Raw genomic sequence first — 13,445 nt, forward strand, 5'->3', positions numbered from 1 at the left:
CAAAGGCCCTAAAAGGCTCAGATTGTTAGACCCCAAGCCTGAACTCAAATGCCCAAGTGAACAGCATTACGCAAACACCCGGTTTTTTTACTGTCACCGCATCGCTGTTTCGTCTTGTCACCAGACGCCCTCATTTTCCAAGGACACCCCTATGAACGATCGCCCAGCCCTGCGCTCGCAACGCCTGAACCAAGTCACTCAAGCTGCACACAGCGAGCTCGATGCCCTGGTCAAATCCCACGCCCCCTTCGACAGCCGTGAAAATTTCGCCCGTTTCGTCGTCGCCCAGTACCTGTTCCAGGCTGAACTGCAGAGCCTGTACAACGACCCGCAACTGATCGCCATCGTTCCGGACCTTGCCCAGCGCTGCCGCGCCGAGCAAGCCCGCCTGGACCTCGCGGACCTTGATACCGAAGTGCCGGCGAGTGTGCCTGGGGCGCTGCGCAGCCCGAGCCTGGGTGAAGCACTGGGCTGGATCTTCGTCTCCGAAGGCTCCAAACTGGGCGCTGCGTTTCTGATCAAGCGTGCCGTGGCCCTGGAGTTGTCCGAAAATTTTGGTGCCCGCCACCTTGGCGAGCCGGCAGGTGGCCGCGCCGCAGGCTGGAAGCAGTTCACCCGCATTCTCGATGACCTGGCGCTGTCGCCCGAACAAGACGCCGCCGCCGAGCGCGGCGCGCAAGCCGCCTTCGAGCGCTTCACCGAACTGCTCAAGCATGCCTACGCCGCAGACACGGCACTGGCCTGATTCGCTCCAGCCGGCCGCCTTACCGGTGGCCGGACGTTTTCAATGCAGTGAGACCATGACCCGACCTGCCCGCTCGAAACTGTCCCGCCTGCTGTATGGCATCCTGGCTTACACAAGCCTGGGCATCGGCCTGGTCGCCATCGTCATCCCCGGCCTGCCGACCACCGAGTTCATCCTGCTGGCTGCCTGGGCCGCCACGCGCAGCTCGCCACGGCTGTCGGCGTGGCTTGAGAACCATCGGCTGTTCGGGCCGATCCTGTACAACTGGCGCAACGGCAAGGTGATCCAGCGCCGCGCCAAGGTCAGCGCCACCCTCAGCATGCTGTTGTGTGCAGGGTTGATGCTGATTTTCCTCGAACACCACTGGCCGGTGTTTCTGGCGATCGCCGGCATGACACTTGGCAATCTGTGGATCTGGTCGCGCCCGGAGCAGCCCTGCACCGCAGGCTCACAAGCTCAGCAACCCTGAATACAGCAGGTAGGCAGCCAACCCCGCGCCGGCCAGCACAGCCGCGAAAATCAGCTTCTCCCATGCCGTGAACAGGGTTTGGCCCTGTTCATGTTTGGCCCGAGCGAACAGGATAACGCCTGGCGCATACAGTAGTGCCGACAGCAACAAGTACTTCAGGCCGCCGGCGTATAGCAACCACACTGCGTAAATCAACGCCACCAGCGCCACCATCAGGTCTTTGCGCCTTAGGCCCCGCTGGCCCTGGTAGCTTTCCCCGCGCCACGCGATCAATAGCGCGTAAGCCGCCGACCACAGGTAAGGCACCAGAATCATCGACGAGGCGAGGTAGATCAGGCTGGTATAGGTGCCGGCCGAAAACAGGGTGATCAGCAAGAACCCCTGGATCATGCAGTTGGTCAGCCACAGCGCATTGGCAGGCACGTGGTTGGCGTTTTCCTTGGCCAGAAAGCGCGGCATGGTCTTGTCACGGGCCGTGGCAAAAAGAATTTCGGCGCACAACAATGCCCAGGACAGCAAGGCCCCGAGCAGCGACACCGCCAGCCCAATACTGATCAGCAAGCCCCCCCAAGGGCCGACGATATGCTCCAGCACCGAGGCCAGCGACGGGTTCTGCAACCCGGCCAGTTCCGGTTGGGTCATGACCCCCAGCGACAGTACATTGACCAACACCAACAGTGCCAACACCCCGAGAAACCCCACCACCGTGGCCTTGCCGACATCCGACCGGCGCTGTGCGCGCCCCGAATAAACGCTGGCGCCTTCGATACCGATGAACACGAACACGGTGACCAGCATCATGTTGCGCACCTGGCTCAGCACATTGCCGAACTGCGGGTTGCTCTGGCCCCAAATATCGCGCGTGAAGATATCGGCGCGAAACGCGAAAGCGGCAATGACCACGAAGATCAGCAACGGCACGATTTTGGCCACGGTGGTCACTTGGTTGATGAACGCCGCCTCCTTGATGCCGCGCAGCACCAGAAAATGCACGGCCCACAGCAGCACGGAGGCGCAAGCGATGGCAACCGGCGTATTGCCCTGGCCAAATACTGGAAAGTAGAAGCCCAGGGTGCTGAACAGCAGCACGAAGTAGCCGACATTGCCCATCCAGGCACTGATCCAGTACCCCCATGCCGAGGAAAACCCCATGTACTCGCCGAAGCCAGCTTTGGCGTAGGCATAGACTCCCGAGTCCAGTTCAGGTCTACGGTTGGCCAGCGTCTGGAACACGAACGCCAAGGCCAGCATGCCCACAGCGGTGATTGCCCAGCCAATTAGAACCGCGCCGACGCCGGCACTGGCGGCCATGTTCTGCGGCAGCGAAAAGATCCCGCCACCAATCATCGAACCGACCACCAATGCGATCAGTGCGCCCAGGCGCAGCTTTTGTCCTGGTTCGTTCATGCTGTTCCTTGTTCACATTGTCAGGGGCTGAAACAACCCTGTGCGCCATCTTTTAGTGCTACATAGACCGGCTTAAAATTAAACTCATGCCTGTAATGACGGAAGTAACTTATAAAATTCCTGTAACGCTAGCAGTTGTAACACAACAAGAAAAGAAACCTATAAAACGCACAATTTTTTGTGAAAAATTTGCGAAAACGGTGAAAGCAACTAGCTTCAGAGATCGCAGGTTAAACAGAGCGTTCGCTCTAGCCGTACATGGAGGTGCCAGCGCATAAGGCCTGCAGCTGAGCTGTTGGCATTCTCCAGGAGCGCGTGAAGGAAATTTCCTACCTTCACCTTGCCTAGAACTGATTCACGTCAGTTCAAGGTCACGGCGACGGATTTATGCTGTCGTCAACTTTCTCCTGGCAGGAGTTGTTAAATGTCTGATTCTTCGGGAAAACTAAAGCTAGGCGCATTAGTTGCACTTGTGGTCGGCTCGATGATTGGTGGCGGTATCTTTTCGCTGCCGCAGAACATGGCCGCCAGTGCCGGCGTCGGCGCGGTTCTAATTGGCTGGGCAATCACCGCAGTGGGCATGCTGACCCTGGCATTCGTGTTCCAGACCCTGGCCAACCGCAAGCCTGACCTGGACGGCGGTGTGTATGCCTATGCCAAGGCAGGCTTCGGCGATTACATGGGTTTCTCATCAGCATGGGGGTACTGGATCAGCGCCTGGCTAGGTAACGTCGGCTACTTCGTACTGCTGTTCAGCACGTTGGGCTACTTCTTCCCGATCTTCGGCGAAGGTAACACCCCCGCGGCCATCATCGGTGCATCGGTGCTGCTGTGGGCCGTGCATTTTCTGGTACTGCGCGGCATCAAGGAAGCAGCCTTCATCAACCTGGTCACCACTGTGGCCAAGGTCGTGCCGCTGGTGCTATTTGCGCTGATTTGCCTGTTCGCCTTCAAGCTCGAGGTGTTCACCGCCGACATCTGGGCCGTGGGTACTCCCGAGCTTGGCAGCGTGATGAACCAGGTACGCAACATGATGCTGGTCACCGTCTGGGTGTTCATCGGCATCGAAGGCGCAAGCATCTTCTCGTCACGGGCGGAAAAACGCTCCGACGTGGGCAAGGCCACGGTCATCGGCTTCATCACCGTGTTGCTGTTCTTGGTGCTGGTCAACGTGCTTTCGCTAGGCATCATGACCCAGCCGGAGCTGGCCAAGCTGCAGAACCCGTCGATGGCTGCGGTGCTCGAGCATGTGGTAGGCCATTGGGGTGCGGTGCTGATCAGCGTCGGGCTGATCATCTCGCTGCTCGGCGCCCTGTTGTCCTGGGTGTTGCTGTGCGCCGAGATCATGTTCGCTGCGGCCAAGGACCACACGATGCCGGAGTTCCTGCGCCGGGAAAACGCCAACCAGGTGCCGGCGAACGCGCTGTGGCTGACCAACGCGATGGTGCAGATCTTCCTGGTCATCACGCTGTTCTCCAACAGCACCTACCTGTCGCTGATCTACCTTGCCACCTCGATGATCCTGGTGCCTTACCTGTGGTCAGCGGCGTATGCCTTCCTGCTGGCACTGCGCAGCGAGACATACGAACAGGCCCTGGCCGAACGCAAGAAGGACCTGATCATCGGTGCCATCGCACTGCTTTACGCCATCTGGCTGCTGTATGCCGGAGGGGTCAAATACCTGCTGCTTTCGGCCCTGCTCTACGCCCCCGGCGCGATCCTGTTCGCCAAAGCCAAGCGGGAAGTGGGCCAGCCGATCTTCACCAACGTGGAAAAACTGATCTTCGCAGCCGTGGTCGTCGGCGCCCTGTTGGCAGCCTTTGGCCTGTATGACGGCTTCCTGACCCTTTGACCCACGTCTTCGTTCAACTGGAGGAATGAACCATGTCCGCTGAAAAACAGAAGTACGGTGTCCACTCCGAAGCCGGCAAGCTGCGCAAGGTGATGGTTTGCGCACCGGGCCTGGCGCACAAGCGGCTGACCCCAAGCAACTGTGACGAGCTGCTGTTCGACGACGTGATCTGGGTCGACCAGGCCAAACGTGACCATTTCGACTTCGTCACCAAAATGCGCGAGCGTGGGGTAGACGTGCTGGAAATGCACAACTTGCTGACGGATATCGTGCAGGACAAGCAGGCCCTGGACTGGATTCTCGACCGCAAGATCACCGCAGACAGCGTGGGTGTCGGCCTGACCCACGAAGTGCGCAGCTGGCTCGAAGGCCTGGAGCCTCGCCATCTGGCCGAATTTCTGATCGGCGGAGTGGCCGGCCAGGACCTACCGCAGAGCGAAGGCGCCGATGTGGTGCGCATGTACAACGAATACCTGGGCCACTCCAGTTTCATCCTGCCACCGCTGCCCAACACCCAGTTCACCCGTGACACCACCTGCTGGATCTACGGCGGTGTGACGCTGAACCCGATGTACTGGCCCGCGCGGCGCCAGGAAACCCTGCTAACCACCGCCATCTACAAATTCCACAAGGAATTCACCGGCGCCGACTTCCAGGTCTGGTACGGCGACCCGGACAAGGACCACGGCAGCGCAACCCTCGAAGGCGGTGACGTGATGCCGATCGGTAACGGCATCGTGCTGATCGGCATGGGCGAGCGCACCTCGCGCCAGGCCATCGGCCAACTGGCGCAGAACCTGTTCGCCAAGGGGGCCGTGAAAGAAGTGATCGTCGCCGGCCTGCCCAAATCCCGCGCGGCCATGCACCTGGACACGGTGTTCAGCTTCTGCGACCGCGACCTGGTCACGGTCTTCCCGGAAGTGGTCAAGGAGATCGTCCCGTTCATCATCCGCCCCGATGAAAACAAGCCGTACGGCATGGACGTGCGTCGCATTCACAAGTCGTTCATCGAAGTGGTGGGCGAGCAACTTGGCCTGAAGGACGGGCTGCGGGTGGTCGAGACCGGCGGCAACAGCTTCGCCGCCGAGCGCGAACAGTGGGACGACGGCAACAACGTGGTGGCCATCGAGCCAGGCGTGGTCATTGGCTACGACCGCAACACTTACACCAACACCCTGCTGCGCAAGGCCGGCGTCGAGGTCATCACCATCAGCGCCGGCGAGCTAGGCCGCGGCCGCGGCGGCGGCCATTGCATGACCTGCCCGATCGTACGCGACCCTATCGACTATTAACGCCCACTGCACACCCGGCCGCACTCACGAGGTGGCGGCCAGGCCCCCTACCGAATTCAAGGAGAACCGTCATGGCGTTCAACATCCACAACCGTAACCTGCTCAGCCTCGAACACCACACCACGCGCGAGCTCAAATACCTGCTGGACCTGTCACGCGACCTCAAACGCGCCAAATACACCGGCACCGAACAGCAACACCTCAAAGGCAACAACATTGCGCTGATTTTCGAAAAAACCTCCACCCGCACCCGCTGCGCGTTCGAAGTTGCGGCCTACGACCAGGGCGCCAATGTCACCTACATCGACCCCAACTCATCGCAGATCGGCCACAAAGAAAGCATGAAGGATACTGCCCGCGTGCTGGGTCGGATGTATGACGCCATCGAGTACCGTGGCTTCAAACAGGAAATCGTCGAAGAACTGGCCAAGTTCGCAGGCGTGCCAGTGTTCAACGGCTTGACCGATGAGTACCACCCAACCCAAATGATCGCCGATGTGCTGACCATGCGTGAGCACAGCGACAAACCGCTGCACGACATCAGCTACGCCTACTTGGGCGACGCCCGCAACAACATGGGCAATTCACTGCTGCTGATCGGCGCCAAGCTCGGCATGGACGTACGCATCGCCGCCCCCAAAGCGCTGTGGCCCCATGAAGACCTGGTCGAGCGTTGCCAGCAGTACGCCGAAGAAAGCGGCGCCCGGATCACCCTCACCGAAGACCCCAAGACTGCAGTCAAGGATGTCGATTTCATTCACACCGACGTCTGGGTTTCGATGGGTGAACCGATCGAAGCCTGGGGTGAGCGCATCAAGCTGCTCAAGCCCTACCAGGTGAACAAGGAGATGATGAAAGCCACAGGCAACCCCAGGACCAAATTCATGCACTGCCTGCCCGCTTTCCACAACAGCGAAACCAAGGTAGGCAAGCAGATTGCCGAACAGTATCCGGACCTGGCCAATGGCATCGAAGTGACCGATGACGTGTTCGAGTCGCCGGCGTGCATCGCCTTCGAACAGGCGGAAAACCGCATGCATACCATCAAGGCGATCCTGGTTTCGACCTTGGCTGACCTGTAAGGCTGGGCAGCCCGCGTCACCTGTGGCAGCGGGGTTACCCGCTGCCACGGTGCGGTGTCCGGCCACCCAACAGCGCACATTTCTTTCGCTTAAAGGACATTTCCCATGCGTATCGTTGTTGCATTGGGCGGCAACGCCCTGCTACGCCGCGGTGAGCCGATGACCGCTGAGAATCAGCGGGCCAATATACGCACAGCCACCGAACAGATCGCCAAGATCCACCCCGGCAACGAGCTGGTGATCGCCCACGGCAACGGCCCGCAAGTGGGCCTGCTGGCACTGCAAGGGCTGTCGTACAAGCCCGACGAAGCCTACCCGCTGGATGTGCTGGGTGCCGAAACAGAAGGCATGATCGGCTACATGATCGAGCAGGAGCTCGGTAACCTGCTGGACTTCGAAGTGCCGTTCGCTACCCTGCTGACGCAGGTTGAGGTAGATGCCAACGACCCGGCCTTCAAAGACCCCAGCAAGTTCATCGGCCCCGTTTACAGCAAAGAGGAAGCGCAGCGCCTGGCCAAGGAAAAGGGCTGGGTGGTCAAGGCCGACGGCGACAAATATCGGCGTGTCGTCGCAAGCCCAAAACCCAAACGCATCTTCGAAATCCGCCCGATCACTTGGCTGCTCGAAAAGAAAAGCATCGTGATCTGCGCAGGGGGCGGCGGCATCCCGACTCTGTACGATGAAAACCGCAAGCTCAAGGGGGTCGAGGCGGTGATCGACAAAGACCTGTGCTCGGCGCTGTTGGCCGAACAGTTGAAAGCCGACCTTCTGGTAATCGCCACCGATGTCGATGCGGCCTACATTGATTGGGGCAAGCCAACGCAAAAAGCCATCGCCCAGGCCCACCCCGACGAACTCGATCGCCTGGGCTTCGCTGCAGGCTCCATGGGGCCAAAGGTGCAAGCTGCCTGCGAATTCGCCCGCCATACCGGTAAAGTGGCAGTGATCAGTTCGCTGGAGAACATCGAGGATATCGTCAAAGGCGTCGCCGGTACCCGGATCAGCACCCAGACACCGGGTATCAGCTACCGTTGACTGCAGTTGGCGGGCTAGCCTGGCCCGCCTTTTCAATTTTGTGGAGGTTTGAGCCATGGCCCAATTTCACCCCGGTCACGTACACATCGAGCGCATTGCGCTGAACAGCGCCGACCATAGCTACGACCTGAACATCGAATACGAAGCCGTGCAGGACCCCGGCGAAGGCCTGGGTGTGGCGTTTCACATGCACGGCAGCATCGAAGGCAAGCCGGTGGATGAGACTTTCTTCCTGGCCAAGGACCAGGTGCTACCGAGCTTTCTGATGGTCTTGAGCCGCAAAGCCCAGGCGCACCTGGAGCCGCCGAAAAAATTCGAGACGCTCAGCTCGCCACACAAGCTCTACGACGCGATGTTCGAAGACATCCGCGAGAAACTTCACGTGAAATCGGGCGATCCGATCAAGCCTGAACACTTGGAGTGAAGTCGCCAAGAGGGGCCGTTCTGCGGCCCTGACAATGTTGAGGCATACTACTGCCCTCCCCGGCCACAACGCCCCTCTGCCCCATGCGCATCCACGTCAGTTTCATCGACCGCGTTGGTATCACCCAGGAAGTCCTCGCCCTGCTCGGTGCCCGCAACCTCAATCTGGACGCCGTGGAGATGGTCCCGCCCAACGTCTATATCGATGCCCCGACCCTGAGCCCTGCAGTGCTCGAAGAACTTCACGACGCCCTGTTCGAAGTCAATGGCGTGCAATCGGTGGAGGTGGTCGACATCCTTCCCGGCCAACGCCGCCACCTGCAACTCGATGCACTGCTGGCGGCCATGAGCGACCCAGTGCTAGCGGTCGACAGTGCGGGCAAGGTGCTTTTGGCCAACCCGGCGCTGATCGCCCTTTGCGGCCGCGAATCCGCCGGGCGTACGGTGGGTGAGTTGTTCAACGATCCAGAACTTCTCCAGGCCCTACTGGATAACAACTTCCGCTTGCCGATGCGCGAAATGCAGCTGCACGGGCAAAGCTTGTTGCTGGACGCCACGCCCATCACCCACGCAGGCGGGCTGCTTACACTGTATGCGCCCAGCCGCATGGGCGAGCGCCTGTCGGCGCTGCACCACGACCACGCTGAAGGCTTCGATGCGCTGCTGGGCGAATCACCGGCCATCCGCACGCTCAAAGCCCGCGCACTGCGCGTGGCGGCACTGGACGCACCGTTGCTGGTACACGGCGAAACCGGCACCGGCAAAGAGCTGGTGGCCCGCGCCTGTCACGCCATCAGCAGCCGCCAAGCCTCGCCGTTCCTTGCCCTCAACTGCGCGGCACTGCCCGAAAGCCTGGCCGAGAGCGAGCTGTTCGGCTATGCCCCCGGCGCCTTCACCGGTGCCCAGCGCGGCGGCAAGCCCGGGCTGATGGAGCTGGCCAACCAGGGCACGGTGTTCCTCGACGAGATCGGCGAAATGTCGCCGTACCTGCAGGCCAAGCTGCTGCGTTTTCTTAGCGATGGCAGCTTCCGCCGCGTGGGCGGCGACCGCGAGGTGAAGGTGGATGTGCGTATCATCAGCGCCACCCACCGCGACCTGGAACGCATGGTCGCCGAAGGCACCTTCCGTGAAGACCTGTTCTATCGCCTGAATGTGCTCAACCTGCAAGTGCCGCCGCTGCGCGACCGGGGCCAGGACATCCTCATGCTGGCGCACTACTTCATGCAGCAGGCCTGCACACAGATCCAGCGCCCCGCCTGCCGCCTCACCCCCGCGACTCACTCGGCCCTGCTGGCCAACCCCTGGCCAGGCAACGTGCGTCAGCTGCAAAACGTGATTTTCCGCGCTGCGGCCATCTGCGAGGGCAACCTGGTAGATATCGGTGACCTGGATATCGCCGGAACCTCGGTGGCCCGAGGGCAGGATGGCGAGGTGGCAAGCTTGGAGCAGGCAGTGGGCGATTTCGAAAAGGCGTTGCTGCAGCGGCTATACGCCAGTTACCCCTCGACGCGGCAGTTGGCGGGGCGGCTGCAGACATCACATACGGCGATTGCACAACGGTTGCGCAAATACGGCATCACCAGCAAAAGCTCCTGACGGAACGATTTCAATACGCTGTAATTAATTCAATACAGCCTGGGGCTCACGCCGCCGGACAAGGGTCTGATCAACCTCGGGTTTTAGGCCACCCGTCAAATGTAGCGAATTCATTACAGTAGCCGGGCGCGCCTTTATAGCATTTTCTTACAACTCATTGATTTATATGGCTTTATTAATATTGGCCGCATTATTGCTACGGGATTCGCAATTCAAGAGCGCGGCCGCACCGCGCCCATCGCCCTGCTTCCCGAGGATCCCCCATGAGCGAGTTGCGTTTCACAGAAGATCACGAATGGCTACGTGTCGAAGACGACGGTAGTGTCACCGTGGGCATCACCGCCTACGCCCAGAACGCCCTCGGCGATGTGGTCTATGTGCAACTGCCTGAGCTGCAGCCTTATGAAAAAGGCGCCGAAGCCTCCACCGTCGAATCGGTGAAAGCCGCCAGTGGTGTGTACATGCCCCTGACCGGTGAAGTGGTCGCCGTCAACGAAGGCCTCAACGACAGCCCCGAGCTGGTCAACGAAGATCCGCTGGGTGAAGGCTGGTTCTTCCGCTTCATCCCGGCCGACATGAACCAAGTCAACGCCCTGCTCGACCAGGACGCCTACGACCGCTTGATCAAAGCCAACGACGACGCCTGAGGAGCCCGACCATGACTATCAACCTCGGCACCGCCAACGAATTCATTGCCCGCCACATTGGCCCGCGCGCCGCCGACGAGCAGGCTATGCTCGCCACTCTGGGCTTCGATTCGCTGGACGCCATGACCGCAGCGGTCATCCCTGACAGCATTAAAGGCACCAGCGTGCTCGGCTCGCAAGACGGCCAGAGCGAAGCCGATGCGCTCGCGGCGCTCAAGGCCATCGCGGGCAAGAACCAAGTGTTCAAGAGCTATATAGGCCAGGGTTACTACAACACCCACACCCCGTCGCCGATCCTGCGCAACCTGTTGGAAAACCCGGCTTGGTATACCGCCTACACCCCCTACCAGCCAGAGATTTCCCAGGGCCGCCTGGAAGCACTGCTGAACTTCCAGACCCTGATCAGTGACCTTACCGGCCTGCCGATCGCCAACGCATCCTTGCTCGACGAAGCCACCGCAGCGGCCGAGGCCATGACCTTCTGCAAGCGCCTGTCGAAGAACAAGGCCAGCCACACCTTCTTCGCCTCCGTGCACTGCCACCCTCAGACCCTCGACGTGTTGCGCACCCGTGCCGAGCCGCTGGGCATCGAAATCGTAGTGGGTGACGAGCGTGAACTGGGCGATGTCAGCGCCTTCTTCGGCGCATTGCTGCAATACCCAGCCAGCAACGGTGAGGTGTTCGACTACCGCGAGGTCGTCGCGCGCTTTCACGCCGCCAATGCCTTGGTCGCAGTCGCCGCCGACCTGCTGGCCCTGACCCTGCTCACCCCGCCTGGCGAGTTCGACGCCGACGTTGCCATCGGCAGCGCCCAGCGCTTCGGCGTGCCGCTGGGCTTTGGTGGCCCCCATGCGGCCTATTTCGCTACCCGCGATGCCTTCAAGCGTGACATGCCTGGCCGCCTGGTCGGTGTTTCGATCGACCGCTTCGGCAAAACTGCCCTGCGCCTGGCCATGCAGACCCGCGAACAGCATATCCGTCGCGAGAAAGCCACCAGCAACATCTGCACCGCCCAGGTGCTGCTGGCCAACATCGCCAGCATGTTCGCCGTGTACCACGGCCCGGCCGGCCTCAAGCGCATTGCTGAGCGCACTCACGCCCTCACCGCGATTCTCGCGGCCGGCCTGAAAACCCTGGGCCTGGAAGTGGTTGGGGAAACCGCCTTCGACACCCTGACCCTGGCCACCGGCAGTGCCACCGCCAGCTTGCATGACAAGGCGCGGGGCCAGGGTATCAACCTGCGCCAGATCGACGCTGCCCACCTGGGCCTGTCGCTCGACGAGACCAGCACCCAAGCCGACGTCGAGGCCCTCTGGCAACTGTTCGGCAGCGATCAGGCTCAGCCCGACTTCGCTACCCTGGCCGCCAGCACCGGCTCGCGTTTGCCGGCCACCCTGCTGCGTCAGTCGGCGATCCTTGAGCACCCGGTGTTCAACCGCTACCACAGCGAAACCGAGCTGATGCGCTACCTGCGCCTGTTGGCCGACAAGGACTTGGCGCTGGACCGCAGCATGATCCCACTGGGGTCATGCACCATGAAGCTCAACGCGGCCAGCGAAATGATCCCAGTGACCTGGGCCGAGTTTGGCAATCTGCACCCGTTCGCCCCAGCTGAGCAAAGTCAGGGCTACCTGCAGATGACTACCGAACTTGAGGCGATGCTGTGCGCCGCCACCGGATACGACGCGGTGTCGCTGCAACCGAACGCCGGTTCCCAGGGCGAGTACGCAGGCCTGCTGGCGATCCGCGCTTACCACCGCAGCCGCGGCGAAGGCCACCGCGATATCTGCCTGATCCCTTCCTCGGCTCACGGCACCAACCCTGCCACCGCGCACATGGCCGGCATGCGCGTGGTGGTCACCGCCTGTGATGCCCGTGGCAACGTCGATGTCCAAGACCTGCGCGCCAAGGCCATCGAACACCGCGAGCGCCTGGCGGCGATCATGATCACCTACCCGTCGACCCACGGCGTGTTCGAAGAAGCGATTGGCGAGATCTGCGCGATCATCCATGACAACGGCGGCCAGGTGTATATCGACGGCGCCAACATGAATGCCATGGTCGGCCTTTGCGCCCCAGGCAAATTCGGGGGCGACGTTTCGCACCTGAACCTGCACAAGACCTTCTGCATTCCTCATGGCGGTGGCGGCCCAGGCGTCGGGCCGATCGGCGTCAAGTCGCACCTGGCGCCGTTCCTGCCAGGTCACGCGGCGCTGGAAAACCCCGAGGGGGCCGTATGCGCCGCGCCGTTCGGCAGCGCCAGCATCCTGCCGATCACCTGGATGTACATTCGCATGATGGGCGGTGCCGGGCTCAAACGTGCTTCGCAGATGGCGATTCTCAACGCCAACTACATCGCCCGCCGCCTGGAAGAGCACTATCCGGTGCTGTACACCGGTGGCAACGGCCTGGTCGCCCACGAATGCATCCTTGACCTGCGCCCACTCAAGGACAGCAGCGGCATCAGCGTCGATGACGTGGCCAAGCGCCTGATCGACTTCGGCTTCCACGCCCCGACCATGTCGTTCCCGGTGGCAGGCACGCTGATGATCGAGCCGACCGAAAGTGAGTCCAGGGAAGAACTGGATCGCTTCTGCAACGCCATGATCCAGATCCGCGAAGAGATCCGCGCCGTGGAAAACGGCAGCGTTGACAAAGATGACAACCCGTTGAAAAACGCCCCGCACACTGCAGCGGAACTGGTAGGTGAATGGCGCCATGGCTATAGCCGCGAGCAGGCCGTGTATCCACTGCCCAGCCTGGTGCAAGGCAAGTACTGGCCGCCGGTCGGTCGCGTCGACAACGTGTTTGGTGATCGCAACCTGGTCTGCGCCTGCCCGTCGATCGAGAGCTATCAGGACGCCTGATAGCATCTAGGCTTGACACACAACCTGTGG

General features: G+C 61.2%; 11 protein-coding genes. 10 read left to right on the forward strand and 1 reads right to left on the reverse strand.

Features of this window, described 5'->3' with window-relative positions:
• Window positions 1-151 precede the first annotated feature (151 nt).
• Complete coding sequence (locus ACK59H_RS15475; protein ID WP_060478722.1) at window positions 152-745, forward strand: biliverdin-producing heme oxygenase; 594 nt, start codon at window positions 152-154, stop codon at window positions 743-745.
• Between the two features lie 55 nt (window positions 746-800).
• Window positions 801-1,214, forward strand: coding sequence for a YbaN family protein (locus ACK59H_RS15480; RefSeq protein WP_060478723.1), 414 nt, complete (start codon window positions 801-803; stop codon window positions 1,212-1,214).
• Here ACK59H_RS15480 and arcD (ACK59H_RS15485) read toward each other — a convergent pair.
• Complete coding sequence (gene arcD / locus ACK59H_RS15485; RefSeq protein ID WP_409264616.1) at window positions 1,194-2,621, reverse strand: arginine-ornithine antiporter; 1,428 nt, start codon at window positions 2,619-2,621, stop codon at window positions 1,194-1,196. The genes ACK59H_RS15480 and arcD (ACK59H_RS15485) overlap by 21 nt on opposite strands.
• Window positions 2,622-3,045: 424 nt before the next feature.
• Here arcD (ACK59H_RS15485) and arcD (ACK59H_RS15490) point away from each other — a divergent pair, with 424 nt between their 5' ends.
• The 8 genes from arcD (ACK59H_RS15490) to gcvP all read left to right on the forward strand — a co-directional run bounded on the left by arcD (ACK59H_RS15490) (window position 3,046) and on the right by gcvP (window position 13,415).
• Window positions 3,046-4,473, forward strand: coding sequence for an arginine-ornithine antiporter (arcD, locus tag ACK59H_RS15490; protein WP_060478724.1), 1,428 nt, complete (start codon window positions 3,046-3,048; stop codon window positions 4,471-4,473).
• 32 nt (window positions 4,474-4,505) lie between these two features.
• The gene (gene arcA / locus ACK59H_RS15495; protein WP_060478725.1) at window positions 4,506-5,765 is read left to right on the forward strand and encodes an arginine deiminase; all 1,260 of its coding nucleotides are present in this window, start codon (window positions 4,506-4,508) and stop codon (window positions 5,763-5,765) included.
• A gap of 71 nt (window positions 5,766-5,836) precedes the next feature.
• Window positions 5,837-6,847, forward strand: a complete 1,011-nt coding sequence (locus tag ACK59H_RS15500) for an ornithine carbamoyltransferase (protein WP_060478726.1) — start codon at window positions 5,837-5,839, stop codon at window positions 6,845-6,847.
• 105 nt (window positions 6,848-6,952) lie between these two features.
• Window positions 6,953-7,882 carry a carbamate kinase gene (gene arcC / locus ACK59H_RS15505; protein WP_261744052.1) on the forward strand — a complete coding sequence of 310 codons (930 nt, stop codon included), beginning with the start codon at window positions 6,953-6,955 and terminating at the stop codon, window positions 7,880-7,882.
• 55 nt (window positions 7,883-7,937) lie between these two features.
• A complete protein-coding gene (locus ACK59H_RS15510) occupies window positions 7,938-8,306 on the forward strand; it encodes a DUF5064 family protein (protein ID WP_060478728.1) in 369 nt (122 codons plus the stop codon).
• Between the two features lie 83 nt (window positions 8,307-8,389).
• Window positions 8,390-9,901, forward strand: coding sequence for a sigma-54-dependent transcriptional regulator (locus tag ACK59H_RS15515; protein ID WP_060478729.1), 1,512 nt, complete (start codon window positions 8,390-8,392; stop codon window positions 9,899-9,901).
• A gap of 263 nt (window positions 9,902-10,164) precedes the next feature.
• The gene (gcvH, locus tag ACK59H_RS15520; protein ID WP_060478730.1) at window positions 10,165-10,548 is read left to right on the forward strand and encodes a glycine cleavage system protein GcvH; all 384 of its coding nucleotides are present in this window, start codon (window positions 10,165-10,167) and stop codon (window positions 10,546-10,548) included.
• An 11-nt stretch (window positions 10,549-10,559) separates the two neighbouring features.
• Complete coding sequence (gene gcvP / locus ACK59H_RS15525; protein ID WP_060478731.1) at window positions 10,560-13,415, forward strand: aminomethyl-transferring glycine dehydrogenase; 2,856 nt, start codon at window positions 10,560-10,562, stop codon at window positions 13,413-13,415.
• Window positions 13,416-13,445 lie beyond the last annotated feature (30 nt).

Source organism: Pseudomonas sp. KCJK9000, from assembly GCF_046230725.1.
GTDB lineage: Bacteria > Pseudomonadota > Gammaproteobacteria > Pseudomonadales > Pseudomonadaceae > Aquipseudomonas > Aquipseudomonas promysalinigenes.

Bases quoted from the DNA above. Each gene is read 5' to 3' on its own strand.
- ACK59H_RS15475 (WP_060478722.1), top strand. From the start codon at position 152: ATGAACGATCGCCCAGCCCTGCGCTCGCAACGCCTGAACCAAGTCACT.
- ACK59H_RS15480 (WP_060478723.1), top strand. From the start codon at position 801: ATGACCCGACCTGCCCGCTCGAAACTGTCCCGCCTGCTGTATGGCATC.
- arcD (WP_409264616.1), bottom strand. From the start codon at position 2,621: ATGAACGAACCAGGACAAAAGCTGCGCCTGGGCGCACTGATCGCATTG.
- arcD (WP_060478724.1), top strand. From the start codon at position 3,046: ATGTCTGATTCTTCGGGAAAACTAAAGCTAGGCGCATTAGTTGCACTT.
- arcA (WP_060478725.1), top strand. From the start codon at position 4,506: ATGTCCGCTGAAAAACAGAAGTACGGTGTCCACTCCGAAGCCGGCAAG.
- ACK59H_RS15500 (WP_060478726.1), top strand. From the start codon at position 5,837: ATGGCGTTCAACATCCACAACCGTAACCTGCTCAGCCTCGAACACCAC.
- arcC (WP_261744052.1), top strand. From the start codon at position 6,953: ATGCGTATCGTTGTTGCATTGGGCGGCAACGCCCTGCTACGCCGCGGT.
- ACK59H_RS15510 (WP_060478728.1), top strand. From the start codon at position 7,938: ATGGCCCAATTTCACCCCGGTCACGTACACATCGAGCGCATTGCGCTG.
- ACK59H_RS15515 (WP_060478729.1), top strand. From the start codon at position 8,390: ATGCGCATCCACGTCAGTTTCATCGACCGCGTTGGTATCACCCAGGAA.
- gcvH (WP_060478730.1), top strand. From the start codon at position 10,165: ATGAGCGAGTTGCGTTTCACAGAAGATCACGAATGGCTACGTGTCGAA.
- gcvP (WP_060478731.1), top strand. From the start codon at position 10,560: ATGACTATCAACCTCGGCACCGCCAACGAATTCATTGCCCGCCACATT.